Below are 24,407 nucleotides of genomic sequence, written 5' to 3'. Positions count from 1 at the left end.
AATGCAGGCTTCGTCCATTTTTCTCAAGCAATCCCTCAACTTCCGGTAAGTGTCACGGTGTTGCGCTTGCCCCGGAGGCACGCGTTTCTATGCTGACAGGGCAACAGGGGAACGGCGGTGCGCATGGGTCAGTACACGGCAGGGCGCCATTTCGTTTTTGTCCTCGACGAGGGGTTCACGATGCAGGCGTTCTCGTCGGCGGTCGAGGTGTTGCGCCTGCTCGACCGGGTGCGGCCCGGCACCGGCTATCGCTACAATGCCGTCAGCCTGTCTGGAGGGCCGGTGGCGGCCTCGAACGGGTTTCGGCTGATACCTGATCTGGAGGTCGACGCGGTTCCACCGCGCGCGGTAATCGTGGTCGTTGCCGGGGTCCGGGCGGGACACAGCGCGGAACCGGCGCTGGCTGGGCGGCTGCGCGGCTGGGCGCGGCGGGGGCATCCGGTTTGGGGTATCTCCTCGGGCGTGGTGCGACTGGCGCAGGCGGGGCTGCTCGACGGGCGCCGGGTGGCCGCGCATTGGGAGGATGTCGCCTATCTGCGCGACAGCCACCCCCGGATTCAGGTCGGCGCCTCGCTTTTCGTAAGCGATGGTGACGTGATGACCTGCGCGGGTGGCGGGGCGGCGAGCGACATGATGCTGAGCGTTCTGCGCCGCGACCTGGGTGGCGAGATTGCCGACGAGATCGCCGCCCGGTTGGTGATCGACGCGGTGCGCGGTGGCGGCACCCATCAGCGTCGGGCATTGGACATGCGGTTCGAGACCCGCAACCGGGTCGCCTTTGCCTCGCTGCGCATGATGCGTGCCAACCTGCTGCCGCCCCTGCCGATCGCCGCCATCGCCCGCGCGCAGGGCGTGTCCGCGCGTCAGCTGGAGCGCGTCTTTGCCCGCGAATTCGGCAAGACCCCCAGCGCGCTCTATCTGGAATTACGGTTTCAGGATGCCCGCGCCGAGGTGCGCGACAGTCGCCGCAGCCTGACCGAGATCGCGCTGGATCACGGCTATAGCCCGGCGGGGTTTGCTCGCAGCTACCGGCGGCTGTTTGGCCTGTTGCCCTCCGAGGACCGGCAGAACGCCATGTCGGATTAGGTCACTTAGTATGTCGAATCAGGTCAGCATGAGCTGTGGAAACCGGTCTATTCTGGCACACATATGTGAAGGAGATCCGATGACCGCCCCCCTGATCATGGTTGCGCCCAATGGCGCCCGGCGCGGCAAGGCCGATCATGCTCGCCTGCCGATCACGCTGGACGAGATGCTGACCGAGGCGCGCGCCTGCCACGCTGCCGGTGCCGATGCGCTGCACCTGCATGTGCGCGACGCCGACGGGACCCATTCGCTGGATGCGGGCCGGTACCGAGAGGCGTTGGACGAACTGGCGCGCATGCTGCCCGATTTGCGTGTACAGATCACGACCGAGGCGGCGGGTATCTACAGCCCGACCGAGCAATATGCCTGCCTTGATGCGCTGCGTCCGGCCTGGGCCAGCGTCTCGCTGCGCGAGATCGCCCGCGACGCCGACCTGGCGCCGCGCCTCTATGCGATGGCCGCCGATCACGGAATCCGCTTGCAGCATATCGCCTATGATCGCGCCGATCTGGAGCTGTTGGCGCAAGGGCTCGCGGCAGGGATCATCCGCCCCGAGCAAGACGAGGTGATCTGTGTGCTGGGCGCCTATGCGCCACCGCGCGCGGGTCACCCCGAGGAACTGGCCACGCTTGCCCCGGCGCTTGTCGGCCTGCGGTTGGGCTTGTGTGCCTTTGGTCCGAAGGAACAGGCCTGCCTTCTGGCGGGCGCGCGCGCGGGCGCCGAGATCCTGCGCGTTGGTTTCGAGAACAACTTGCTGTCGCCCGATGGCACCCCCTGGCCCGACAATGCCGCCGCGGTGGCATCCCTGCGGCATCATCTGGAAAGGAAAGCGGCATGAGCCATGTCTTCCCCCGTCACTGCCACGCGCAACTGCCCACTGCCGTGGGCGGAGAGGGCTGTTACCTCATAGACAGCACCGGCAAGCGCTATTTCGATGCCTCGGGTGGGGCGGCGGTGTCCTGCCTTGGCCATTCCAACGACCGCGTGAAACAGGCGATCAAGGATCAGGTGGACCGGCTGGCCTTTGCCCATACCGGGTTCTTCACCTCGGACCCGGCCGAGGATCTGGCCGATCTCTTGATCGCCAACGCGCCCGAGGGGATCGAGCGGGTCTATTTCGTCTCGGGCGGGTCCGAGGCGGTCGAGGCCGCGATCAAGCTGGCGCGGCAGTACTATCTGGAAGTGGGCCAGCCCGAACGGCGTCACCTGATCGCCCGGCGGCAGAGCTATCACGGCAACACGCTGGGGGCGCTGGCGGCAGGCGGCAATGCCTGGCGGCGGGCGCAATTCGACCCACTGCTGATTGGCGTCAGCCATATCGCGCCCTGTTATGAATATGCCGAACGGGCCGCGGGCGAGAGCCTCGTCGACTATGGCCGCCGCGCGGCGGACGAACTTGAGGCCGAGATCCTGCGGCTTGGCCCCGAAACGGTGATGGCGTTCATCGCCGAGCCGGTGGTGGGGGCCACTCTGGGGGCGGTGCCGGCGGTCGAGGGTTATTTCGCCCGCATCCGAGAGATCTGCGACAAGTACGGTGTGCTTCTGATCCTGGACGAGGTGATGTGCGGCATGGGGCGCACCGGCCATCTCTTTGCCTGCATGGGCGAGGGAGTGCGGCCCGACATCGTCACCATCGCCAAGGGGCTGGGCGCTGGCTATCAGCCGGTGGGCGCGATGTTGTGTTCGGGGGCGATCTACGAGGCCATCGCAGGCGGTTCGGGCTTCTTCCAGCACGGACATACCTATATCGGCCACCCGGTCGCCACCGCCGCCGGGCTGGCGGTGGTGCGGGAGATGCTGGAACACGACCTGCCCGCGCGGGTGCAGGCGCTGGGCGGGGTGATGGAGGCGGCGTTGCGCGCCCGGTTCGACCAGCATCCGCATGTTGGGGATATTCGTGGACGGGGCCTGTTCTGGGGTGTGGAACTGGTGTCGGATCGGGGAGAAAAGACTCCATTCGATCCGGCCCTGGGTCTGGCCGGCAAGATTAAAAAGACCGCCGTTGCCCATGGCCTCATCTGCTATCCGATGCCGGGTACCCGCGACGGGCGCCATGGTGACCACGTTCTGCTGGCGCCGCCGTTCGTCATGGAAGCGACGGATGCCGAATTGATTGCCGAGCGGTTGGCGGCGGCGATCGAACAGGTGTTGCCGTAGCCAATGCCAGAGGTAACAAAACATTGTCGCCGGTTCGGCGACAATCGCTGTGAGGAATGACAGCCAGTGGCAAGTAATCTTTGGCTTTTGTCGCAAATTGCGCAAGACTGGACAAAAGCTGTGGGGAATTCGTGATGATCAAAGTCGTTGCCAGCCTTGTTGTCCTTGGGTTTCTGACCGCCTGTAACAACCCGATCCGACCGCTACCGGCAGAGTTGGCGGATCGGAAACCGGCTTGCGCGTCGGGCGACTATTCAACTTGTTCGGACATCGGCCATGCGGTTCGGGATCAGAGTGGTGGGTCCGAGGTCTACCCGATCGCCCAGCCGCCCAAAACCTATGTGATCTCGCAACCTATCATCGATTGAGCGGGCGCAGGAATTTAAGGAAATTCCTGCATCCAGCGCCTTGAAAAGGCGCTGGAACACGATTTGGGACAAATCGTGAAAACAAGGTTTCCATGAAACCTTGTCCGGTGGTCAGCTCCGCACGCCCGCGAAACGCTGTTGCCAGCTCTCGCGATCCTCGTCGCTGATCTTGGCGAAGAGGACCTCGGGTACCGTGAAGGCGTGACTTGGCGCCAGCGCGTTCAGCGCGGTTGCGATATCCTCGGGCCAGCTGTCGTCGTCGGTCTGCATCGCCTCAAGCATCCGCGCCGAGGCGGCGGGGATGAAGGGCGCGCTGAGCACCGCATAGAGCCGGATCAGGTTGAGACCCAACCGCACTTGTGCGGCCGCCTGCACCGGATCGGTCTTGAACAGGGTCCAGGGCGCCGCACTTTGGAGGTATTCGTTACCTGCGGCCCAGATCGCCCGCAGCTCCTGCGCCGATTTGCGGACCTCCATCGCCTCCATATGCCCCTCATAGGCGCGCACCCGCGTCGTCAGTTCCGCGATCAGCGCCTCTTCCTGCGGGCCGTATGCGCCACCCTCGGGCACCTCCTCGCCGAATTTCGAGCGGCAGAACTTGGTGATGCGGCTGACAAAATTGCCCAGCACATCCGCCAAATCCTTGTTCACACTGGCCTGGAAATTCTCCCAGGTGAATTCGCTGTCGCTGTTTTCCGGCGCATGGGACAAAAGCCACCAGCGCCAATAATCCGCCGGCAGGATTTCCAGCGCCTGATCCATGAACACGCCGCGGCCCTGCGAGGTCGAGAACTGGCCGCCATCGTAGTTCAGGTAGTTGAAGGATTTCAGGTGATCGACCATCTTCCATGGCTCGCCCGAGCCGATCAGCGTGGCCGGAAAGCTCAGCGTATGGAAGGGTACGTTGTCCTTGCCCATGAACTGCACATAGCGCACGTCATCCGCGCCCTTGTCGGTGCGCCACCAGCGTTCCCATTCCGCGTCGCTCTTGCCATGCGCCTCGGCCCATTCGCCGGCGCAGGCGATGTATTCGATGGGCGCGTCGAACCAGACATAGAAGACCTTGCCCTCCATCCCCGGCCAGTCCTGCTCGCCCTTCTTGACCGGGATGCCCCAGTCCAGATCGCGGGTGATGCCGCGATCCTGCAAGCCGTCGCCGTCATGCAGCCATTTCTTGGCGATCGAGGTGGTCAGCACTGGCCAGTCGGTTTTCGAGTCAATCCAGGCGTCGAGCTGGTCCTTGAGCGCCGACTGGCGCAGGTAGAGGTGCTTGGTCTCGCGCACTTCCAGATCAGTCGAGCCGGAAATGGCCGAGCGCGGCTCGATCAGGTCGGTCGGGTCAAGCTGCTTGGTGCAGTTCTCGCACTGGTCGCCGCGCGCCTTGTCGTAACCGCAATTGGGGCAGGTGCCCTCGATATAGCGGTCGGGCAGGAAGCGGCCATCGGCATTGGAATAGACCTGCCGCTCGCTCACTTCGCGGATCAGGTCATTCTCGGCCAGTTTGCCCGCGAAATGCTGGGTCAGCTTGTGGTTCTGCGGGCTGGACGAGCGCCCGAAATGGTCGAAGCTCAGGCCAAAGCGGCGGGCGATATCGGCCTGCACCTGGTGCATCTCGGCGCAATATTCGGCCACCGGCTTGCCCGCCTTGGCGGCGGCCAGTTCGGCGGGCGTGCCGTGCTCGTCGGTGGCGCAGAGGAACATCACCTCGTTGCCCCGGCCACGCTGATAGCGCGCATAGAGATCGGCGGGCAGCTGCGAGCCCACCAGATTGCCGAGGTGCTTGATCCCGTTGATATAAGGGATCGCCGAGGTGATCAGAATACGTGCCATTGTCCCACTTCCGCGAAAATCGTCTGCGGTTCCTTTAACCCAGCCGCGCAGGCTGAGAAATCCCTCTTTTCGCCCTTACCGCTCCTCGCGCTCCTCACGCGAACGTTTCTGAAGCCGACCGATCGTGAACGAGGTGCGCGGCGCAAACACGTAATTGGTGCGCGCTTCGGGCGTCGGACGGGCCCGCATCCGGGTCAGGCCAAAGCCGATCAGGAACAGATGCGCGAGGGCGATCAGGGCGAACAGGGCGGGCGGGCCAAAGCCTTCGATCAGGGTCGAGGCCAGATAGGGCGCGGCGATGGCCCCCAGCGCGTACCAGAACATCAACGCCGCCGACAGCTCGACCCGTTGCTCGGAGGTGGCGAAGTCGTTGGCATGCGCCGCCGAGATCGAGAAGATCGGGAAAGAGGTAAAGCCGAACAGTCCCGCCGCCAGCATAACGCCCAATGTGCCGGTGCCGCCCGCCGCCGCGATCACGCCACAGGATCCCATTGCCGCGACAGAGATCCAGATCAGCACCCAGCGGCGGTCGTATTTGTCGGCCAGCCAGCCGACTGGATACTGCGCCGCAACCCCGCCCAGCACGAAGGCGGCCAGGAAAAACGCGATCTGGTTCACCGCCAGACCCACTTCTTGCCCATAGAGCGGCCCCACCATGCGGAACGAGGCCGAGCTGACCGCCGACACGATCACACCAGCCACAGCCAGCGGCGAGCAGAGCCAGGCCAGACCGGGGCGCAGGCGCGGGGCGCCCGGGGTCTCGGGCTGGCTGGCCTTGGACAGGGTCAGCGGCAACAGCGCGGCACAGCACAGCAACGCCAGCAGGTTGTACGAGACGTAATGGGCCGGTGGCAGCACCGCGATGATCAGCTGCGCACAGAGCGAGGCGCCGGAATCGGCAATCCGGTAGGTGCCCATGGCGCGGCCCCGGATCTCGTTGGTCAGTTTGGCGTTCAGCCAGGCCTCGATCACCGTATAGCAGCCCGCGACACAGATACCTGACGCGATCCGCATCATCGCCCAGGCATAGGGGTTCTCGGTCAGGGTATGGCCGATCAGGCCCATCGCTCCCAATGCGGTGCAGGCGGCAAAGGCGCGCGAATGCCCGACCGACCCCATCAGGCGCGGCGCCCACCAGCAGCCGATGAAGAAGCCAAAGAAATGCGCCGAACCCAGCATACCGATCTGGGCCTTGGAAAACCCCAGCGTGATGCCCGAAATCGCATCCAGCGGCCCAACGCCACCGGTCGACAGCTGCAACAGGATGACCGAGAGAAACAGGGCGGCAAAGGAAATGACTGTACGCATGGGATCGGGTGATATCCGGGCAGGGGACCTTGGTCCGTCGATTTACCGACGATTCGCCGTCGGATACGAGTGCTAATGCCCCTTCTGTACCGGTTTCAGGCCGGAACCGCCTGACCGCGGGGCCGCGAGCGGAGCATGAGCCACAGGATGATCGCGATGTTCAGCCCGTTCCAGATGATGCCGTTGACGAAAGCCAGCGTGTAACTGCTGGTGACGTCGTAGATCCAGCCCGACATCCAGCCGCCCAGGGCCATGCCGAGGATGGTCATCATCATCACGAAACCCACGCGTGCGCCAGCCTCGCGCGGGGGCAGATATTCGCGCACCACCAGCGCATAGCTGGGTACGATGCCCCCCTGGGCCAGTCCGAACAGGGTGCTGACCACGTAGAGCGGCACCAGCCCGTCATAGGGCAGGAACAGGAACAATGCCGCGCATTGCAGGACCGAGCCCGCCAGCAGCGTCATCACCCCGCCCAGCCGGTCGGCGACCAGGCCCGAGATCACCCGGCTGACCACACCACCCAAGAGCATCAGCGACAGCATCTCGGCCCCCACCGCCGGGCCATATCCCAGGCCGACGCAATAGGCGACGATATGGACCTGCGGCATCGACATCGCCACGCAACAGCCGATGCCGGCGATGCCCAGCAGGTATTGCAGCGCGCGCGGGCTCAGCCCGGCACTGCGCGCGTTCAACTGGGCGGTGGCGGCGGCGGTGCCATGCGCCTCTTCGGGCAGGCGGCGGCGCAGGACCAGCGACAGCGGAATCACAGCGGCCAGGGTGACCAGCGCCAGAGTCAGATAGACCGCCTGCCAACCCCGTTCGGCCAGCATGTCTGCCAGAAGCGTCGGCCAGACTGCACCCGACAGGTAGTTGCCGCTGGCCACCAGCGCCACGGCAATGCCGCGCCGGCGCAGGAACCAATGCGAGATATCGGCGATAAGCGGCCCGAAGCCGACTGCCGTGCCCAGCCCCAGCAACAGATGCGCCGCCGAGAGCCAGAGGATCGTGGGCGCCAGCGTGGCCAGCAGATAGCTGAACGCGCTCAAGAGCGCCGCCCCGATCAGTGCCCAGGTCACCCCCAACCGGTCCACCAGCCGGCCCAGCCAGAGATTGCCCAGCGCAAAGCCGATCATCGTCAGCGTATAGGGCATCGACGCCTCGGCACGCCCGGCGCCGAATTCCGTCTCGACAGCGGGCATCACCACGATCACCGCCCACATGCCCACATTGGCCACCGTGGCGATGGCCAGGGTGATCAGCAGGCGGAACCAGGAATAGGCGCTGTCGTGAACCGGGTGAGTCATACCGGCACGCTAGGGGCGGTTGCGCGCCAAGACCAGTGACAAATTCGGGATCGGTGCGGTCGCAACCGGGCGAAAAGCAACAGGTGAGAATCTCGGCAACCTGTGGTAGCATTTCACCATTGAAATCATCCCTGGCCCAATCTCGCCGGGGAGCCGCAGTTTGAACACGCACTTTTCAGCAGACGGAGGCACAGATATGGCCGGAACTCGCAAGGATATCGCCAAACTGAACGGACCCTGGTCCGACGAAATGCTCTGGTACGCCCGCGCGGTGCGCGCGCTGCAGGCCCGCGCGCCCGCCGATCGCACCAGTTGGTGGTATCTGGCCGCCATTCACGGCATAGACATTCCCGGCTGGGTGCAACAGGGCATCGTGCCCTCGGCTGGCGCCCTGCCGCCGCAGGGCGAGCAGGACCTCGTCTTCAACCAGTGCCAGCATGCCGGCTGGTTCTTTCTACCCTGGCACAGGGGCTATCTTGCTGCTTTCGAGGCCATTCTCGACGCTTGGATTTCGGCTCAGCCCGGGGGTCCGCAGGACTGGGCGCTGCCCTATTGGAACTATCTCTCGGACAGCAATCCGAACGGCCGGGCGATCCCACCTGAGTTCCTCGACCCGACCCTGCCCGATGGCAGCGCCAACCCGCTGTCGCAGGTGCGCCGAAACGGCATGCAGGTGCTGGGGCCGCAGCCCTGGTTTCCGGGCGATATCAGCCTGGCGGCGCAGACCCGCAGCTTGCCTTTTACCGCCGCGCCGGGGACCGAGGGTTATGGCGGCGCGATCAGCGGTTTTGCCCAGCAGGGCAGCCTGACCGGCGCGGTCGAAGGCGATCCGCATAACCGTGTCCACGTGATGGTGGGCGGGGTGCAGCCGGTGGCGGGCTGGATGAGCGACCCGGACTATGCCGCGCTCGACCCGATCTTCTGGATGCATCACTGCAATATCGACCGGTTCTGGGCGGCATGGATGAGCGACCCGGCCAATGTGCAAGAGGCGAGTGGCGCCTGGTCGAATGGGCCGTTTCCGCGCCAGTTCCTGATGCCGAACCCGGCTGGCGGCGGCGATGTGTTCCTGCCCGGCCAGACCCTGCCCGGTGGTTCGCTGGCCCCCGATTATGATAGCCTGCATGATGGCACCGGTATTGCCCAAGTGGTGGCCGGTGGCCCGGTGACGGAGGGAGTGATGATCACGTCCGGAGGGGCGGGCAGCTCGGCGCTGCTTGGCTCGAACACTGCGCCGCTTCGTGTCGCGGCAACACCCGCCACAACCGAGATCGCGATCCCCGCCAGCGCCGCGACCGAGTTTGCCGCGCCGCCGGGCCTGGGCCCGGAACCGCGGCTCTACCTGAACCTCGAAGGCGTGCGCGGAGCGGCGGCGGCCGGTGTGCTGCAAGTGCATCTGCGATTGCCGGGCGAGGGGGGCGGGCTGCGGCTGGCCGATACCGTGGCGCTGTTCGGGCTGGGCAAGGCCAGTTCCACCGAGGGCGTGCATGCGGGCAACGGCCTGTCGCTGGCGATCGACATCACTGACCTGGCGCGCGAGATACAGATGGCGGCCCCCGGCGCGCTCGAACGTCTAACGGTCGAGTTGAGTCAGCCCGGAGCACCCGAAACAGAGATCACCGTCGAGCGGGTCAGCCTTTATAGGCAGGAAATGGGATGATTCCCGTGCCATTGCGTGCTGTCGCGGCGCATCTGCGGTTGGGGCCGATGCCCTGGCTGCTGGCTCTGGCCGCAACGGCGCTGGGCATGTCGCTCTTGCTGCCCGCCGGGCATGGGCTGGTCGAGCTGTGTGGTCGGCTGTCGCTGGCCCAACTCGCCGATCCCGCGGCGCGGGCGTTGCTGCTGCCCGCGCCGGGGCTGTTGGCCGGGGGCTGGGTTCTGATGGTGCTGGCGATGATGCCGCCGCTGGTCTCGGCGCCGCTGGCGCATCTGTGGCAGACCACCGCACATGCCGGGCGCTGGGCTGTGGTTGCGCCTTTTGCGTTGGCCTATCTGGCGGTCTGGAGCTTGGCGGGGCTGGTGCTGGTGCCGCTGGCGCTGCTGCTGGCCAGCGGCCCGGCGGCCTTGCCACTCTTGCTGGGCGCGGCGCTGATCTGGAGCGCTTCACCCACAGCGCAGGCGGCACGCAACCGCTGTCACCGGATGCGTTGGCTGCCCGCGGGGCGAGTCCGTGCGGCCCGCGCCGCGCTGGATTACGGGCTGGCTCATGGCGGCGCCTGCCTGGGCGCGTGCTGGCCATGGATGCTGGTGCCCCTTGCGGTGCAGGGCGGACATGGCGCGGCAATGGTGCTGGTGGCGGTCTTTCTGCTGGTCGAGCGGGCCATGCCAGCGGCACCCGCCCTGTGGAGGGTGCCGCCCGGCATTGTCGCGTTGTACGGGCTTGCGCCGTCTCAATCGCGCCTTCTCACCGGTCTGCGCCGGTTTTGACCTGGCCTTTGTGTCGGGCGGGTTCGAAGAGATACCCCCTACGCCTCGAACCCGTCCGTGAGTGAGTGGTGGTTGTCACCTGAGCTTTACACTAGCATAGGCCGCGGCACGTGTCGGCGTGCAGGGGTATAGGCTTTTATACAAAAGTATAGGTATTTCAGGTGACCTGACGTCAGTTCGTCGTGACCGTCTGGCGCAGCTTGCCGGTGGTCTTGTCAAAGATCAGTATACGCTCGTCCTCGGTCACCACGGCGAACCAGTTGCTGCCGATGGTGACCGCCACGGCGCGGGCGCCGTCGGGAAGCTCGACCTGATCGGGCAAGGTGGGGGTGCGGTCGCTCAGACGGATGACAATCAGTGCGAATGTCACTAGAACCCCGCCAATCATCACCGCGGTCAATGCCATGACCATGCGCCGCAGCAGTTTCAGTTGCGGGGTTTCCTGCGGTATCTCGGGATCGGAAGGGGCGGTCATGGATAAGGCCAGGCTGGAATTTGTCATCTCGGCGGCACCGCCGCCCCGCCTTGATAAGGCGCTTTCGCGGGATGTGCCAGAGGAGGCGGCGCTGTCGCGCACCCGGTTGGCGCGGCTGATTGCCGAGGGCGCGGTCAGTATCGACGGGCAGGTGGTCACCGACCCCAAGGCGCGCGTCGCCGAGGGCGCGCAGGTGGCGATCACCCTGACCGAAGCCGAGGAAAGCCATATCGCGCCCGAGGCGATCCCGCTGGTGGTGGTCTACGAGGATGACGACCTGATCGTGATCGACAAGCCCGCCGGCATGGTGGTGCACCCGGCGCCGGGCACGCCTTCGGGCACGCTGGTCAATGCGCTGCTGGCCCATTGCGGCGACAATCTGTCGGGGGTGGGTGGGGTCAAACGGCCCGGTATCGTGCACCGGATCGACAAGGACACGAGCGGCCTTCTGGTAGTGGCCAAGAGCGATGCCGCCCATCACGGTCTGGCCGCGCAATTTGCCGCCCACAGTGCCGAACGGCATTACACCGCTCTGTGCTACGGGGTTCCCGACGGCAGCGATCCGCGCCTGCGCGGCGTCAAGGGCGCCAGTTTCGAACCGGGCAACATCCTGCGCCTGACCACGCAGCTGACCCGCCACCCGACCGACCGCCAGAGGCAGGCGGTCGTGTTCCATGGGGGGCGGCACGCTGTGACGCGGGCGCGGGTGGTCGAGAGCTTTGGCCAGCCCGGTGCCGTGTCGCTGATCGACTGCTGGCTGGAAACCGGACGGACCCATCAGATTCGGGTCCATATGGCCCATGCGGGCCACGGGCTGCTGGGCGATCCGGTCTATGGCGGGCGGCGCAAACTGTCCCCACGCGCGTTGTCACCCGAAGCGGTCGAGGCCATCGGCGCCTTTCCGCGCCAGGCGCTGCATGCCGCTTTGCTGGGGTTCGAGCATCCGATAAGCGGTGAAAAATTGAGCTTTTCCGCGCCTTTGCCGGAGGATCTAGAAACGCTGATCGAGGTGCTGCGCCGAGCCTGAAACACTTCGCACGGCAAGGTGATGGGCGAGGTCTCACATTTTCTTAATCGAAGCTTAATTTCGGTATCGTAGCCCTTGACCCTTGAATGGGCAAAAAAGGCGACCCATATCCTATGTTAAGTCCTTAAACATTTGGGAGGGACATTGATCATGGCGAATTACACCACCCTGCCGGCCCCCACGCCCGAAGGCGGCCTGAACCGTTACATGCAGGAAATCCGCAAGTTCCCGCTGCTGGAGCCGGAAGAAGAATACATGCTGGCCAAGCGCTGGGTCGAGGAACAGGATGCCGAGTCGGCCCACAAGATGGTTACCAGTCACCTGCGTCTGGCCGCCAAGATCGCCATGGGCTATCGCGGCTATGGCCTGCCCCAGGCCGAGGTGATTTCCGAGGCGAACGTAGGCCTGATGCAGGCGGTGAAACGGTTCGACCCGGAAAAGGGCTTCCGCCTGGCGACCTATGCCATGTGGTGGATCCGCGCCGCGATCCAGGAGTATATCCTGCGCTCGTGGTCGTTGGTGAAACTGGGCACCACCAGCGCCCAGAAAAAGCTGTTCTTCAACCTGCGCAAGGCCAAGGCCCGTATCGGCGCGCTGGAAGAGGGCGATCTGCGCCCCGAGAACGTCGCCCGCATCGCCCATGACCTGGGCGTGAGCGAGGATGACGTGATCAGCATGAACCGGCGTATGTCCGGCGGCGATGCCTCGCTGAATGCCACTGTCGGATCCGAAGGCGAAGGCACGATGCAATGGCAGGACTGGCTGGAGGACGAAGACGCCGACCAGGCCGCAGATTACGAGGCGCGCGACGAGTTGGAGGCGCGGCGCGAATTGCTGGCCTCGGCGCTGGATGTGCTGAACGAGCGTGAAAAGGACGTACTGACCCAGAGGCGGCTGATGGACCAGACCGTGACGCTGGAGGATCTGAGCGCGCAGTACAATGTCAGCCGCGAACGCATCCGCCAGATCGAGGTGCGCGCCTTTGAAAAGCTGCAAAAGCGCATGCGTGAATTGGCCCGCGAAAAGGGCATGCTGATCCCGGCCTGACCGGCCCGCAGGTGAGTATTTATGGCGGAATGAAGAGAGTGGCCCGGCGGGGCCCTTCTTGTTGTGCGTTCTCTAAAGAGGGCGCGATGTCGTCATGCGGCGAGGCAACCAGACCCGCTCGCCCGTCAGGGCTTACCGCAGCCGGGCGCGCAGGACGCGGACCATGTTGTCGCCCATCACCTTGCGGACCTGATCCTCGCTCACGCCAGCATCCAGCAGCGCCGATGTGAGCGCCGCCAGTTCCGAGGTGTCGAAGGCGGTTTCCACCGACCCGTCATAATCGGACCCCAGCGAGACATGATCGGCGCCCACCGTCTCGATCGCCTTGACGATCATCTTGGCGATGCCGGTGGGGGTGATGTCGTCACAGGCGACCTCGGCCCAGTAGCCCATGCCGATCACCCCGCCGGTGGCGGCGATCTCGCGCATCAGGTCGTCGGGATAGTTGCGTTTGACCGGGCAATGGCCGTGCAGCCCGCCATGGCTGACCACCAGCGGCATGTCTGTCATCTCCAGCACGTCGCGCGCCACCTGCTGGCTGGAATGGGCCAGGTCAATGATCACCGGACGGCGGGCCAGCTCGGCGACGACCGCGCGGCCGAACTCGGTCAGGCCGGTATCGGCCTCGCCATGCAGCGAACCGCCCAGCTCGTTGTCGAAGAAATGTTGCAGCCCATAGACCCGGTGCCCGGCGTCAAAGATCGGGTCGAGATTGGCAAGATCACCTTCGAGCGGATGCGCGCCCTCGATCCCCAGGATGCCACCCACGATTGCCTCGCCGCGCGCCTTGGCGGCGAGCACGTCCTCAAGATCGGCGGCGGTCTTGATGATCTTGAGGCGGCCATCGGCGGCGGCCTCGACCTTGTGCAGTTTTTCCGCCTGCCAGATCGCCCGTTCGCGCAGGCTGGTCCAGGTGCGCAGCGGCCAGAGCTGGCCCACTGCCAGCAGGGTGATGTTGTCGAACGCCTCGGCCGAGTTGCTGTCATAGTTCTGCCCGGCCGGCGATTTGGTAACGGCGGTAAACACTTGTAGCGCCACGTTGCCCTCGATCAGGCGAGGAACATCGACCTGGCCGCGGGTGCCGCGCTGGCTCAGATCGCGGCTCCAGAGCAGCGGATCGGCATGCCAGTCGCCCACGATCATCTCCTTGTGCAGAGCAGCGGCCTCCTCGCTCACCGGATAAGGGGCATGGTCGATCACGTTGTTGGACGTGTCCTCGACATATGCAGGCAGAAAGCCGAAGAACACGACCGCCCCGGCAACCGCCGCCAGCACCAGCAGTCGCACCGCCCATTTCAGAACCTTCCGCATGATCAACTCTCCCTGATGCGATCTGGCGCCAGCCTAAGCGTCGAATATGTCAGGGCAAAGAATGACCCTGCGTCTGGTCGGGCAGAGTTGCATCGTCGCGTGGCCGCGCTAGGATGATGGTCCCAAGGGAGGAGCGATCATGGCCGGAGGCTGGGCCCGCGACGGCGCGGTGAGCGAACAGATCGAGGCGTCGATTTCGGACGAGCTGGCGCGGATGCAGGCGCGCCGCGCACCGGTGGGCGAGAGCCTGACCCATTGTGCCGAATGCGAAGAGGAGATCCCCGAACCGCGCCGACAGGCGATACCGGGGGTGAAGCTGTGCCTGGACTGTCAGCAGGAGCGCGACGGCGCCGTCAAGCTGCGCGGGGGCATCAACCGGCGTGGGTCGAAAGACAGTCAGCTGAAGTGATCCGGGTACACCCGGCAACGGCGGACGATCCGGCAGAAACTCCGGACGGGCTGGCATTCCAACACAGAACGGTCTGAGGCAATCGAAGGTGGCGGAGCCGGCTTGTCATAAGCCGCCGCTCGGCGGACCCGGTCAAACATTGGCCGCGCCGTCCGACCGATTACCCTGGACAACCTTGTGAGGACAATCATGACCACAATCGACCACCTGAGCCTTGGCGTGCCCGACGTGGCGGCAGCGCAGACCTTCTACACCGAACTGTTGTCGAGCCTCGGCATCAGCTGTCTTGCCTCGGGCGAGGGGTTCGCCGCCTACGGCAGAGAGCGCGTCGCGTTCCTGTTGCTGTCGCCCTTTGACGGCGGAGCGGCCAGCGCGGGAAATGGTGCGCATGTCGCGTTTGCCGCCCCCAGCCGCGACGCGGTGTCGGCCGGTCATGCCGCCGGGCTGGCGGCAGGCGCGACCGACGAAGGTGCGCCCGGTCCGCGCGAGGCTTATCCGATGCCTGGGGTCTTTGCCGCCTATCTGCGCGACCCATGGGGCAACAAGCTGGAGATCGTGCACGGTGGGTTCTCAGGCTGACCCCGTGCGGCACGGCACCTGCTGTCGTGCCGCATCACCCGTCAGTACGCGTGTTCCCGCGTGATCCGGCGCAGGTCGCGTCGCAGGCTGCGTTCCTGCGTCGGTGTCAGGCCGGACCCCTTCTGCCACGGCTTTTCCTCGAAGATGTCGGAAAACAGGTTCCCGTCTCCACTCTCCAGGCTGGCACCATCGAAATAGCGCTCAAGCCAATGCCAGGCGCTGGCCAGGATCTCGCGACGGGTTCGACGCCAGGGCTGGTTGTGTCCGGCGGTGACCGCGACGCTGACCACGATCGCGCTTGTCTCGGGTGATTGTTGTCCGGCGAGGCTGAACCGAAGTTTGACGCGGGCGGACACGCGGGCCTCGTCCTCGTCGCGGCTGGTCCCTAGAATGGCTGCGCGCTCGCGATGGATATCCATCACCATGCGGTCTTGCCCGCCTCGGGCATCGTCGTGTGGGATTCGCAATCGGGGGCAGCGGCCACTCTGGATGGCTTGCGCGTGCGACCGACCAAAGTTCGGCGCAGAAAAAGCCCGGCGCTCAGGAGTACGATACATTGCCGGATGGCCACACTTTCGGTCAGCGTGAATGCGACGAGGACGGCAAGCAGCGCAATCCCGATCAGGATACGGCGGCGCCGGTTGCGCACATACGCCGCTCGCGCCGCATCCGTCGCGTCGCATTCGACCGGAACACGCGGCTCTGGAGGGGGCTGTTTCCAGCCCGCGACTAGGGCCAGAGCCAGCCCGCAGATGAACAGTATCAGCGAAACTGCAAGGTAGAGTATGAGCGCCACACCGATCCCCTCGCCCAGCACGAGCGCAACCACTCCGACGCAGGCCCCGGCCACTCCGCTGCCAACCGCAAGAAGCGGGGCTGCCCCCGACGGAAGCAGGTCGCCATGCTGACCTGCCTGTGGATTGTTCGTGCCGTCAATATGACGACGCGGGTCCGGTGCATGAATCCTGTCTTGTTGTCTCAGCATGGTACGATCTCCTTGTTCGACAGTCCGTGCCCCTCGAGTGTCTGGAGAAGGACAAGCGCCTCGCGCCGGTCGGCCACATAGCGGGCGGTCGACATCCCCGACGCTCCGGTTGCCCGGTCCAGATCGGGAAACAGGGTGAGGATCTCTGCCCGGGTTGCGTCGCAAAGGGTCGACCAGCCTACCTGGCCGGGATGAAAACTCTCGCTCCAGGCGCCTTCGGACAGGATCAGTTCGTGCTGATCGAACAGCATATGAAAATATTGCACCTCGCCCGGTGGGTCCTGGGTGATGCCCTTGCCGCCGACCAGGAACTTGGCGGGAACCAGAACCTCGGACTGGCCGAGAAAGAACTCGACCATCGGTCCCATCATCAGAACCCGGTGATTGGGCGAGACCCGCAGGTCGCGCGTGTTCTTCAGCACGCCCGCGCGAATGCGGATCGGGGCGATGCCGGGATGCGCATCGCGTGCGGTGCTGCCGATCCAGCGGATGCGCTGATAGCCCCGGTCGCGGGTGATCACCCGGTCGTCCGGGCGCAACTTCTCGACCGGGATCTCGCCCGCGGCGGTGGCGATCAGCGTGCCCCGGCAGAAACAGGTCACGTTGGTGGTATCGAATGTCAGCGTGCCGGGATCGACCGGTGCGCCGCCATTGTTCAGCGTCAGGCTGTCATTTGCGGCCCATCCCGCGGCGGTGTCGTTGAGCACACCGTCATCGGCGTGATCCGCGCGCAGCCATTCCAGCGGGTTACGGATCACACTCGAGTCGATCTGGCCGCTCGAAACGGCGGCGTCATAGTTGGCCTGATTGTAGAACCCGCTCAGATTGACGAAATCGTTGTTGGTCTGGTCGCCATCACCGATGGGGCCGCTGCCAAAGCCGAAATCCCCGATCGTGTTGTGACCCCGCCCAATGAAGAAGAGATCGTTGCCCTCGGAGCCGAACACAAGATCGTCCCCGCCGCCATCGAAGATGCTGTCATTGCCGGTGCCGCCAACCAGGGTATCTGCCCCACCGCCGCCGGCCAGCGTGTCGTCCCCGGCACCGCCCACGAGCGAATCCCTGCCAGAATCGCCAAGCAGCGTGTCGTTGCCGTCCCCTCCGGACAGGGTGTTGTCCCCGGCACCGCCGCGCAGGGAATCATTGCCGATGCCGCCCAAGATCGAATCGTTGCCATCGCCGCCGCTCAGCGTGTCGTCGCCGGCCTGGCCAAACAGAAGGTCATTGCCGATACCGCCAAGGACGGAGTCGTTGTCTGCGCCGCCGTCCAGGGTGTCCGCGCCGGAACCGCCATCGAGCGTGTCATTTCCCCGACCGCCGATCAGCAAGTCGTCGTCAGCCTGGCCAAGCAGAAGGTCGTTGCCATCGCCACCGTCCAGGGTGTCAGCGCCCGAGCCGCCATCGAGCGTGTCGTCTTCGCCGCCGCCGATCAGCGAGTCGTCGCCATCATTACCAACGAGAAGGTCATTGCCCAGGCCGCCATCGAGCGTGTCGTTTGCGGTGGAAAGGCGCGGCGCGACAATCGGGTTGGTGTCGAAGGACAGCGCATAGACGACGCCGTCGTCCGAGAAGTTCGTCTTGACCAGCACGAGGTCGATGCGGCTGAGCGGTACCTTGAAGGTCAAGGTCAACTCGGTATTGCCGGTGACCGCGATGGAGTTGCTCGTGCTGACGATCATGCCGGACGCGCTGATGACATAGACGCCCGCGCCATCGAATTCGACATCTCCGGATGCGACGGCCGCATTCAGGTCGAGCACAGTGCCGTCGACCGAAATTGTCAGTCCTTCCGGGCTTTCCAGCCGATTCAGCACGATCCGCGCGCCGGCAGCCTGCGATGAGGCGACATGGGAGTGAGTTTCCCGGGATCCGATCCCGGAGATATTGAAAGTGTTGCCGAGAAAAAAGCCGTTGCTGATGGCACCGGACGAGATGAAGGTCACATTCCCTGTGTCAGAGTTTGTCGTCACCCCGAAATCCGCTCGGCTGTTCACGCCGTCCAAGACTTGGTTGGCCGAGGTGACCTGTTGATAGACTGGTGACAAAGGGTCGGCGCCGATGCCGCCGTCCAACGAATCCGCGCCCAGCCCGCCCGACAGGCTGTCGGCGCCGGCGCCGCCGTCGAGCGAGTCGTCTCCATCGCCGCCCAGCACCGTGTCGTGGCCACGCCCGGCCTCGACCGTGTCGTTGCCGCCCTGCGCGTCGATCCGGTCATCATCGCTTTCGGGCAGTTCACCATTCAGGCCGCTGGCATCGAGATTGTCGACCAGATCGCCATCGCTGTCGCCGAGATACCTGCCATCGATCAGGTCCGCCGCGCCGGTGCCCGATACGGTTCCGTCCGAAAGTACTCCCTTTGGATCGATCGCGGAAAAGTCCTGCGGAAAGCTCAGGGCGTTCAGGTCGGTCTCGGAGTATACCTGCCTGCCGGTCAGTCGCAGGGTCGCGATGGGCCGCATTGCTCCGTCAAGCGTCTGGAATGGCGCGATAGCGTCGCTGTCATCCGCCGCAACCGCATAGAAAAGGTCGCCGTTCGACAGCGGTATCAGGGTGCCTCCTGTGACGGTCTGGAACCGGCCATCGGCAAAGGTTACCTGAACGGCGGATGACAGCACGCCCGTGATGTCCGCTGTCACCGGGCCGCCATCGGGCGCGCGATAGGTCAATGCCATCGTCGCCTCCCCGGCCTGGGGTGCGGCGTTCGCCGACACCGGCACATATCCGGCAGGTTCGAACAGCGTACCGCCCAGACGGGTCGGCACGGTTTCTATCCCCCGGTCGGGCATGGCTGCACCGAGGTAAAGCCAGATGGAGTCTTGCATGTTCAGTGATCCCTGTTTGCCCCCCAGCGAGCCAGTGCCGATCGGGACACAACCACCACCCGCGTGGGGTGGCACCGCATTCGGAACCATCGGCACTGACGTCGCTGACGCGGTCTGAGCCCCCACCCAGTGCGCCTGCGGGAACACTAGGCAGCGGCCGTGGCGACGGCAGCGCTGTTGTCACGAGTGGTGGAAACGATGGCGTTTCGTGTCATGAAACGTGGTGCTGTCACCGTTCATTATCGGGAACGGTGGAACGGTTCTGACGGTGGGTGGCTGGTGGATGGAATCGTCTCAAACGAACGTGACTGGTATGTCATCGGCAGATGATTATCTAAGCGGATCAGTGAGGTAACGAGCACGCAACGCAACAGACACAACAATGGAACCGGTCGGGGCATGTGCCTGTCGTGACCGGGTTTCGCTCAGGTCGACCATGAGTCCGCAGAAACCGCTGACCCTTCATTTCCTGAACGGTGACAGCATCTCGCTGGCGCACCGGGATGCGGTGACGCTTATGACTTGTCCGGTCGGCGTGTTCATCGTGCTGTTCTCGGCCACCATTGTCCGCGTCCTGAATATCTCGCTCCTGAACCTGCCGACGACGTTTCCCCAGACCCTGATGCTGAGCCTGGGTCTGGCGGCCGCTCTGTGGGTGGCGCTGCTCTATCTGAGCCTGACGCTGGTCTGGCTGGCGCGGGTGATGAGGCATGCAATCGCGCTGCCGGTGTCGCTGATCGGCCTGACCACCAATCTGCTCAGCGATTTCACATTGCTTTGGTCCGCGAGCGGATCATTCGATCCCGGCATGTGGGATGCAGCCTCGGTGTCCCGCGCCGTGCTGCTGGCCTACGCGATCCATCTGGGTTTCGAGTTCCTGTTCGCCGCGCTGGTTCTGCCGAAAGCCCGCGCCCGGCTGACGCGGCAACTGCCCGCCGATGCAGAGAGGGGCGATGGCGCCCCACCTCCTGCGGACGACGCGGCACCGCGCGCGCAGGGACCACATGTGATCCTGGATGGAGAGACAGTTCCGGCGAATGCGATCAAGCTGGTCGAGGCCGACGAACACTATGTCTTTGTTCACCATGACGGCCGCAAGACCCATGTGCGCGAGAGCTTTGGCGCGCTGGTCAGGGCGCTTGATCCGGCGGCGGGGATGCAGGTGCACAAATCCTACTGGGTGGCCTTCGACCATATCCAGCAGGTGAGGCCCAAGCGGGATGGCGGCTTGCGACTGATCCTCAAAGACCAGACCGCCATTCCCGGTGCCAGACGCCGCGCCCGCGCCTTTCGCGAGGCATATGGCAAGCAGCGGCGGCTGCGCGCGCCGCGCCAGGACGAGGTGCAGCATTGAGCCGCGGCGCGGGGCTGGAAACCGGCCCCTGATGGATCAGTTGTCCTCCATCGCCTCCAGTTCGTCGATCATGTCCGAGATCATGCTCAGGCCCTTGTCCCAGAACTTGGGGTCGCTGGCATCGAGGCCAAATGGCGCCAGAAGCTCTTTGTGGTGTTTGGAGCCGCCCGCCTTCAGCATGTCGAAATACTTCTCTTCGAACCCCTCGGCGCCCTCGGCGTAGACCGAGTAGAGCGCGTTCACCAGCCCGTCGCCGAATGCATAGGCATAGACATAGAAGGGCGAGTGCACGAAATGCGGGATATAGGCCCAGAAGCTCTCATAGCCCTCCATGAAGTCAAACGCAGGCCCAAGGCTTTCGCCCTGCACGCTCATCCACAGATCGCCGATATCCTCGGGCGTCAACTCCCCCTGGCGGCGGGCGGCGTGCAGCTTGCATTCGAAGTCATAGAACGCGATCTGGCGCACCACCGTGTTGATCATGTCCTCGACCTTGCCCGCCAGCAATACCTTGCGCTGTTCCTGGGTCTCGGCCTTTTCCAGCATCTTGCGGAAGGTCAGCATCTCGCCGAACACGCTTGCGGTCTCGGCCAGCGTCAGCGGGGTCGAGGAGAGCATTTCGCCCTGACCGGCGGCCAGCACCTGATGCACGCCATGGCCCAGCTCATGGGCCAGCGTCATCACGTCGCGCGGCTTGCCCAGATAGTTGAGCATCACATAGGGGTGCACCTCGGTCACGGTGGGATGGGCAAAGGCGCCGGGCGCCTTGCCGGGTTTCACGGCTGCATCGATCCAGCCCTTGGAGAAGAAGGGCGCCGCGATCTCGCTCATGCGCGGGTCAAAGGCCTCATAGGCCTCCATCACCATGCGCTCGGCTTGGGCCCAGGGGATGGTGCGGGTATCTTCCATCGGCAGCGGCGCGTTGCGGTCCCAGACCTGCATCCGATCCAGCCCCAGCCATTTGCGTTTGAGCTCGTAATAGCGGTGGCTCAGCTTGGGATAGGCGGCAACCACCGCTTCGCGCAGGGCCTCGACCACCTCGGGTTCGACGTCGTTGGACAGGTGGCGACCGGTCTGGGCGCTGGGCATCTTGCGCCAGCGGTCGATGACTTCCTTCTCCTTGGCGGCGGTGTTGTGGACGCGGGCGAAGGTCTTGATATTCTCGCCAAAGACGCGGGCCAGCTCGTGGGCGGCGGCCTCGCGCTTGCTGCGGTCCTGCTCGGTCAGCAGGTTCAGCGTGCCTTCGATGTTGAGCTCTTCACCGTCGATGTCAAAGGTGAGCCCGGCGATGGTCTCGTCGAACAGCCGCTCCCAGGCGTCGCCCACCACACCCAGATCATGCAGGAATTTCTCCAGCTCATCGCTCAGCTGATAGGGTTTCATTGCGCGGATGCGGCGGAATACGGGCGCATAGCGGGCCAGGTCGGCGTTTTCTGCAAAGCGCGCGGCCAGCGCGTCATCCTCGATCCGGTTCAGTTCCAGCGTGAAGAAGACCAGCGGCGTGGTGAAATTGGTGATCTTCTCCTGGCAGTCGGACATGAACTTGGCCCGGCCCGCGTCGATGGTCAGCTGGTAATAACGCAAGCCCGCAAAGGACATGATGCGCCCGGCGATAGCGCTGATCTTTTCGTTGCGCTGCACGCAGGTCAGCAGGGCGGCCGCATCCAGATCGGCCAGCTTGCCCTCGTAATCGGCGGCAAAGGCGGCGCATTCGGTTTCCAGCCAGTCGAGGTCGCGCTTCAGTTCCGGCGCATCTTCTCCGGAATAAAGATCGCTCAGGTCCCATTCGGGCAGATTGCCGAGATCCTTGGAACCGGAACCGGCATTGGCGTCGCGAAGGGGAAAGGGCAGGTGGAACATGGGGGCCTCGTCATTTCTGGTTGCCCCACACTTAAGGAGCGCAGCCGCCCACCGCAACCGGCAAGGCTGTGAGCGGGCACTTGCGGCAGGCGGCGAGAAAATTCGACGAATTTTCTCTGGCGTGCCAGCGCGCGGTCAGGCGCTGCGTTGCAACTGGTCCGGTGCCGAAAACAGGGCGGCCATCCGGTCATAGACCGGGTCGCGCACTTCTGGCGCCTCCATCAGCACCTCGTGTTCGCCGTCCGGGATCTCGACCAGTTCGCCACGCGGCCAGCGCGCCATGCGGTCGCGCACCGCCTTGCGGTCGACGATCTGCTCGTGGGTGCCCAGGAAGGTCAGGCAGGGCAGGTCGGGCGAGGGGCGGTTATCCAGCGCGCGGCACTCCGCCAGCGCCTCGCGCAGCCAGATATTCGTGGGAGCGCCAAGCGCAAGTTCCGGATGCGCGGCCAGCTGCCTGCGCATCATCTCGTACATCGCCGGGTCACGGGTCAGCGAATTGCCCTGGAATTCCTGCGCCTGCACATAGGGCTCCAACGTGGTGGTGGCGGGATGCTTGTGCCCCATGCCGATGGCCGGGGCCAGATTGGCGGTTATCCAGCTCAGCGGCTTCATCATCGGGGTAAAGAAAATGCCCCACATCGGCCCGGTAAAGGCGCAGGCTGCAACCGGCAGCCCCTCCATCACCGCGCGCAGCCCGATGGCGCCGCCCATGGAATGGCCGACCATGAACCAGGGCTTCGGCAGTTCGAGTGTGGTGGCCAGTTCCACCGCCGCCGCCACGTCGCGCTGGAAGTCGGTGAAATTCACCACATGCCCCAGGCGGCGGTCCTCCAGCAGCCTGTCGGCCAGACCCTGACCGCGCCAGTCCACGGTCAGCATGGCAAAGCCGCGCGCCACAAAGGCCCGCGCCGCATCGCCGTATTTCTCGATATATTCGGTGCGCCCGGGAAACATCAGCACGGTGCCACGCGCAGTGCCCTCGGGGCGCCAGTGACCGGCGCGGATGCGCAGACCGTCCGAGGTCTGTATCCAATGGGCCGCGCCACCGGCGGGGCCGCCGGCCACGTCTTCGAACAAGGGGGCCGGCGTCGTGGTCATCAGGCCAGCACCGAGGCCAGCTTCATCGCCACGCCCATGTCGCCGTCGACGGTCAGCTTGCCGGACATGAATGCGCCGGTGGGATTAAGCTCGCCCGAAAGGATTTGCTGAAAGGTATCGGCATCCGCCGACAGGGTCACATCTGCCTCTTCGTCGCTGACCCGGGCGCCCGACCCATCCAGCACGATCGCGCCCATATCGGCGATGGCGAATTTGGCGGTGGCATCGAAACCGGCGCCAGACAGCTTTTCGTTCAGCTCGGCGGCGGCCTGTTCAAGAGTGTCGCTCATTGTGTTCCTCGGTCTTTGTTTGGGGCGTGACGCAGCCCTCGTGGACAACGCCGTTTAGCGCGCTAAAGTATGAACTGTTATGATCGCATTGCCTGTAAAGCTCAAAGATATCGTTGCGGCACTCTGGCTGATATCCGCCATTTCCGGGGGAGTGTCGGCGCAGGAGGTCGAGCCGATTGACGAAGCCGTCCTGCTGGAGGAACTGGTCGGGGCCGATCCCGTGCGCGCTCGTCAGATCGACCGCGAATTGCAGGTGCTTTGGGCACAATCGGGCTCTGCCTCGGCCGATTTCCTGCTCAAGCGCGGACGCGACGCGCTCGAGGCGCAGGATATCCCCGCCGCCATCGAACATCTGACGGCTTTGACCGATCATGCGCCCGATTTCGCCGAGGGGTGGCATGCCCGCGCTTCGGCCTATTTCGCCGCCGACCTTTATGGTCCGGCGGTGGCCGATCTGGAACGCGCATTGGCGCTCAACCCGAACCAGTATGATGCGATCTTTGGGCTTGGGTTGATCTTCGAGGCGCTTGAGCGGCCTGAAACGGCCTATGCCGTCTATACCCGGGCGCTGGCTATACATCCGCATCATGAGGAAGTAACCAGTGCCGTGACTCGACTGAAATCCCGGATCGAGGGTCAGGCGCTCTGACGCGCCGGACCGGGC

General features: G+C 64.8%; 23 protein-coding genes. 12 read left to right on the top strand and 11 right to left on the bottom strand.

The features are described 5' to 3' along the window. Positions 1-123 precede the first annotated feature (123 nt). The 4 genes from AC2FL1_RS01245 to AC2FL1_RS01230 all read left to right on the top strand — a co-directional run bounded on the left by AC2FL1_RS01245 (position 124) and on the right by AC2FL1_RS01230 (position 3,611). Positions 124-1,086 (top strand): GlxA family transcriptional regulator, encoded by a 963-nt coding sequence (locus AC2FL1_RS01245; protein ID WP_496875738.1) that lies wholly within the window; start codon positions 124-126, stop codon positions 1,084-1,086. A 79-nt stretch (positions 1,087-1,165) separates the two neighbouring features. Further along, positions 1,166-1,924 carry a beta-keto acid cleavage family enzyme gene (locus tag AC2FL1_RS01240; protein ID WP_496875737.1) on the top strand — a complete coding sequence of 253 codons (759 nt, stop codon included), beginning with the start codon at positions 1,166-1,168 and terminating at the stop codon, positions 1,922-1,924. Next, positions 1,921-3,243, top strand: coding sequence for an aspartate aminotransferase family protein (locus AC2FL1_RS01235; RefSeq protein WP_496828074.1), 1,323 nt, complete (start codon positions 1,921-1,923; stop codon positions 3,241-3,243). Before AC2FL1_RS01240 ends, AC2FL1_RS01235 begins: the two co-directional genes overlap by 4 nt. A gap of 134 nt (positions 3,244-3,377) precedes the next feature. Beyond that, positions 3,378-3,611: a hypothetical protein gene (locus AC2FL1_RS01230; protein WP_496875736.1), complete on the top strand. Its 234-nt coding sequence runs from the start codon at positions 3,378-3,380 to the stop codon at positions 3,609-3,611. A 111-nt stretch (positions 3,612-3,722) separates the two neighbouring features. Here AC2FL1_RS01230 and metG read toward each other — a convergent pair whose 3' ends face one another. From metG to AC2FL1_RS01215, 3 genes are all read right to left on the bottom strand, one after another. After that, positions 3,723-5,441 carry a methionine--tRNA ligase gene (gene metG, locus AC2FL1_RS01225; protein ID WP_496875735.1) on the bottom strand — a complete coding sequence of 573 codons (1,719 nt, stop codon included), beginning with the start codon at positions 5,439-5,441 and terminating at the stop codon, positions 3,723-3,725. A gap of 75 nt (positions 5,442-5,516) precedes the next feature. Continuing rightward, positions 5,517-6,749: an MFS transporter gene (locus AC2FL1_RS01220; RefSeq protein WP_496875734.1), complete on the bottom strand. Its 1,233-nt coding sequence runs from the start codon at positions 6,747-6,749 to the stop codon at positions 5,517-5,519. Between the two features lie 95 nt (positions 6,750-6,844). Next, positions 6,845-8,059, bottom strand: coding sequence for an MFS transporter (locus AC2FL1_RS01215; protein ID WP_496875733.1), 1,215 nt, complete (start codon positions 8,057-8,059; stop codon positions 6,845-6,847). Positions 8,060-8,255: 196 nt separating this feature from the next. On the opposite strand from AC2FL1_RS01215, the gene AC2FL1_RS01210 reads away from it, so the two are divergent. Further along, on the top strand, positions 8,256-9,719 hold the full coding sequence (locus tag AC2FL1_RS01210) for a tyrosinase family protein (protein WP_496828083.1): 1,464 nt from the start codon (positions 8,256-8,258) through the stop codon (positions 9,717-9,719). 5 nt (positions 9,720-9,724) lie between these two features. Beyond that, entirely contained in the window at positions 9,725-10,486 is a 762-nt protein-coding gene (locus AC2FL1_RS01205) for a copper chaperone (protein WP_496875732.1), read from the top strand. 172 nt (positions 10,487-10,658) lie between these two features. Here AC2FL1_RS01205 and AC2FL1_RS01200 read toward each other — a convergent pair whose 3' ends face one another. After that, positions 10,659-10,961: a DUF6476 family protein gene (locus AC2FL1_RS01200; protein WP_234137883.1), complete on the bottom strand. Its 303-nt coding sequence runs from the start codon at positions 10,959-10,961 to the stop codon at positions 10,659-10,661. Here AC2FL1_RS01200 and AC2FL1_RS01195 point away from each other — a divergent pair. Both AC2FL1_RS01195 and rpoH read left to right on the top strand, forming a co-directional pair. Beyond that, positions 10,960-11,988 carry an RluA family pseudouridine synthase gene (locus AC2FL1_RS01195; RefSeq protein ID WP_496875731.1) on the top strand — a complete coding sequence of 343 codons (1,029 nt, stop codon included), beginning with the start codon at positions 10,960-10,962 and terminating at the stop codon, positions 11,986-11,988. The two genes, AC2FL1_RS01200 and AC2FL1_RS01195, sit on opposite strands and share 2 nt — an antisense overlap. A gap of 150 nt (positions 11,989-12,138) precedes the next feature. Beyond that, positions 12,139-13,035, top strand: a complete 897-nt coding sequence (gene rpoH, locus AC2FL1_RS01190; RefSeq protein WP_234137885.1) for an RNA polymerase sigma factor RpoH — start codon at positions 12,139-12,141, stop codon at positions 13,033-13,035. Positions 13,036-13,167: 132 nt separating this feature from the next. Here the strand turns inward: rpoH and AC2FL1_RS01185 are convergent, their stop codons facing one another. Further along, entirely contained in the window at positions 13,168-14,346 is a 1,179-nt protein-coding gene (locus AC2FL1_RS01185; RefSeq protein WP_496875730.1) for a dipeptidase, read from the bottom strand. Positions 14,347-14,485: 139 nt separating this feature from the next. Here AC2FL1_RS01185 and AC2FL1_RS01180 point away from each other — a divergent pair, with 139 nt between their 5' ends. Further along, a complete protein-coding gene (locus AC2FL1_RS01180) occupies positions 14,486-14,755 on the top strand; it encodes a DksA/TraR family C4-type zinc finger protein (protein ID WP_496828093.1) in 270 nt (89 codons plus the stop codon). Positions 14,756-14,944: 189 nt separating this feature from the next. Beyond that, the gene (locus AC2FL1_RS01175) at positions 14,945-15,334 is read left to right on the top strand and encodes a VOC family protein (protein ID WP_234144896.1); all 390 of its coding nucleotides are present in this window, start codon (positions 14,945-14,947) and stop codon (positions 15,332-15,334) included. 41 nt (positions 15,335-15,375) lie between these two features. Here the strand turns inward: AC2FL1_RS01175 and AC2FL1_RS01170 are convergent, their stop codons facing one another. From AC2FL1_RS01170 to AC2FL1_RS01160, 3 genes are read right to left on the bottom strand one after another with little or no spacing between them, the layout of a single operon-like run. Continuing rightward, entirely contained in the window at positions 15,376-15,759 is a 384-nt protein-coding gene (locus AC2FL1_RS01170) for a hypothetical protein (protein WP_496828095.1), read from the bottom strand. Beyond that, positions 15,753-16,319 (bottom strand): hypothetical protein, encoded by a 567-nt coding sequence (locus AC2FL1_RS01165; RefSeq protein ID WP_496875729.1) that lies wholly within the window; start codon positions 16,317-16,319, stop codon positions 15,753-15,755. The genes AC2FL1_RS01170 and AC2FL1_RS01165 overlap by 7 nt, the downstream gene beginning before the upstream one ends. Continuing rightward, positions 16,313-19,141: a Hint domain-containing protein gene (locus AC2FL1_RS01160; RefSeq protein WP_496875728.1), complete on the bottom strand. Its 2,829-nt coding sequence runs from the start codon at positions 19,139-19,141 to the stop codon at positions 16,313-16,315. The genes AC2FL1_RS01165 and AC2FL1_RS01160 overlap by 7 nt, the downstream gene beginning before the upstream one ends. Positions 19,142-19,577: 436 nt before the next feature. Here AC2FL1_RS01160 and AC2FL1_RS01155 point away from each other — a divergent pair, with 436 nt between their 5' ends. Next, positions 19,578-20,495 carry a LytTR family DNA-binding domain-containing protein gene (locus AC2FL1_RS01155; RefSeq protein ID WP_496828101.1) on the top strand — a complete coding sequence of 306 codons (918 nt, stop codon included), beginning with the start codon at positions 19,578-19,580 and terminating at the stop codon, positions 20,493-20,495. A 36-nt stretch (positions 20,496-20,531) separates the two neighbouring features. Here AC2FL1_RS01155 and AC2FL1_RS01150 read toward each other — a convergent pair whose 3' ends face one another. The 3 genes from AC2FL1_RS01150 to AC2FL1_RS01140 form a co-directional block, all read right to left on the bottom strand. Continuing rightward, complete coding sequence (locus AC2FL1_RS01150; RefSeq protein WP_496875727.1) at positions 20,532-22,355, bottom strand: M3 family oligoendopeptidase; 1,824 nt, start codon at positions 22,353-22,355, stop codon at positions 20,532-20,534. Positions 22,356-22,490: 135 nt separating this feature from the next. Then, on the bottom strand, positions 22,491-23,453 hold the full coding sequence (locus AC2FL1_RS01145) for an alpha/beta hydrolase (protein ID WP_496875726.1): 963 nt from the start codon (positions 23,451-23,453) through the stop codon (positions 22,491-22,493). Beyond that, positions 23,453-23,743: an SCP2 sterol-binding domain-containing protein gene (locus tag AC2FL1_RS01140; RefSeq protein ID WP_496875725.1), complete on the bottom strand. Its 291-nt coding sequence runs from the start codon at positions 23,741-23,743 to the stop codon at positions 23,453-23,455. The genes AC2FL1_RS01145 and AC2FL1_RS01140 overlap by 1 nt, the downstream gene beginning before the upstream one ends. 79 nt (positions 23,744-23,822) lie before the next feature. Between AC2FL1_RS01140 and AC2FL1_RS01135 the strand changes: the two genes are divergently transcribed. Beyond that, positions 23,823-24,392 (top strand): tetratricopeptide repeat protein, encoded by a 570-nt coding sequence (locus AC2FL1_RS01135; protein WP_496875724.1) that lies wholly within the window; start codon positions 23,823-23,825, stop codon positions 24,390-24,392. The last annotated feature ends 15 nt before the right edge of the window (positions 24,393-24,407 follow it).

The sequence above is a fragment of the Ruegeria sp. YKSF070 genome (genome assembly GCF_059612725.1).
This window is presented reverse-complemented; position numbering and strand designations above follow the sequence as displayed.

What these genes read in the sequence shown, in the direction of transcription:
- AC2FL1_RS01245 (WP_496875738.1), top strand. Translation starts at nt 124, where the DNA reads ATGGGTCAGTACACGGCAGGGCGCCATTTCGTTTTTGTCCTCGACGAG.
- AC2FL1_RS01240 (WP_496875737.1), top strand. Translation starts at nt 1,166, where the DNA reads ATGACCGCCCCCCTGATCATGGTTGCGCCCAATGGCGCCCGGCGCGGC.
- AC2FL1_RS01235 (WP_496828074.1), top strand. Translation starts at nt 1,921, where the DNA reads ATGAGCCATGTCTTCCCCCGTCACTGCCACGCGCAACTGCCCACTGCC.
- AC2FL1_RS01230 (WP_496875736.1), top strand. Translation starts at nt 3,378, where the DNA reads ATGATCAAAGTCGTTGCCAGCCTTGTTGTCCTTGGGTTTCTGACCGCC.
- metG (WP_496875735.1), bottom strand. Translation starts at nt 5,441, where the DNA reads ATGGCACGTATTCTGATCACCTCGGCGATCCCTTATATCAACGGGATC.
- AC2FL1_RS01220 (WP_496875734.1), bottom strand. Translation starts at nt 6,749, where the DNA reads ATGCGTACAGTCATTTCCTTTGCCGCCCTGTTTCTCTCGGTCATCCTG.
- AC2FL1_RS01215 (WP_496875733.1), bottom strand. Translation starts at nt 8,059, where the DNA reads ATGACTCACCCGGTTCACGACAGCGCCTATTCCTGGTTCCGCCTGCTG.
- AC2FL1_RS01210 (WP_496828083.1), top strand. Translation starts at nt 8,256, where the DNA reads ATGGCCGGAACTCGCAAGGATATCGCCAAACTGAACGGACCCTGGTCC.
- AC2FL1_RS01195 (WP_496875731.1), top strand. Translation starts at nt 10,960, where the DNA reads ATGGATAAGGCCAGGCTGGAATTTGTCATCTCGGCGGCACCGCCGCCC.
- AC2FL1_RS01200 (WP_234137883.1), bottom strand. Translation starts at nt 10,961, where the DNA reads ATGACCGCCCCTTCCGATCCCGAGATACCGCAGGAAACCCCGCAACTG.
- rpoH (WP_234137885.1), top strand. Translation starts at nt 12,139, where the DNA reads ATGGCGAATTACACCACCCTGCCGGCCCCCACGCCCGAAGGCGGCCTG.
- AC2FL1_RS01185 (WP_496875730.1), bottom strand. Translation starts at nt 14,346, where the DNA reads ATGCGGAAGGTTCTGAAATGGGCGGTGCGACTGCTGGTGCTGGCGGCG.
- AC2FL1_RS01180 (WP_496828093.1), top strand. Translation starts at nt 14,486, where the DNA reads ATGGCCGGAGGCTGGGCCCGCGACGGCGCGGTGAGCGAACAGATCGAG.
- AC2FL1_RS01175 (WP_234144896.1), top strand. Translation starts at nt 14,945, where the DNA reads ATGACCACAATCGACCACCTGAGCCTTGGCGTGCCCGACGTGGCGGCA.
- AC2FL1_RS01170 (WP_496828095.1), bottom strand. Translation starts at nt 15,759, where the DNA reads ATGGTGATGGATATCCATCGCGAGCGCGCAGCCATTCTAGGGACCAGC.
- AC2FL1_RS01165 (WP_496875729.1), bottom strand. Translation starts at nt 16,319, where the DNA reads ATGCTGAGACAACAAGACAGGATTCATGCACCGGACCCGCGTCGTCAT.
- AC2FL1_RS01160 (WP_496875728.1), bottom strand. Translation starts at nt 19,141, where the DNA reads ATGCAAGACTCCATCTGGCTTTACCTCGGTGCAGCCATGCCCGACCGG.
- AC2FL1_RS01155 (WP_496828101.1), top strand. Translation starts at nt 19,578, where the DNA reads ATGAGTCCGCAGAAACCGCTGACCCTTCATTTCCTGAACGGTGACAGC.
- AC2FL1_RS01150 (WP_496875727.1), bottom strand. Translation starts at nt 22,355, where the DNA reads ATGTTCCACCTGCCCTTTCCCCTTCGCGACGCCAATGCCGGTTCCGGT.
- AC2FL1_RS01145 (WP_496875726.1), bottom strand. Translation starts at nt 23,453, where the DNA reads ATGACCACGACGCCGGCCCCCTTGTTCGAAGACGTGGCCGGCGGCCCC.
- AC2FL1_RS01140 (WP_496875725.1), bottom strand. Translation starts at nt 23,743, where the DNA reads ATGAGCGACACTCTTGAACAGGCCGCCGCCGAGCTGAACGAAAAGCTG.
- AC2FL1_RS01135 (WP_496875724.1), top strand. Translation starts at nt 23,823, where the DNA reads ATGATCGCATTGCCTGTAAAGCTCAAAGATATCGTTGCGGCACTCTGG.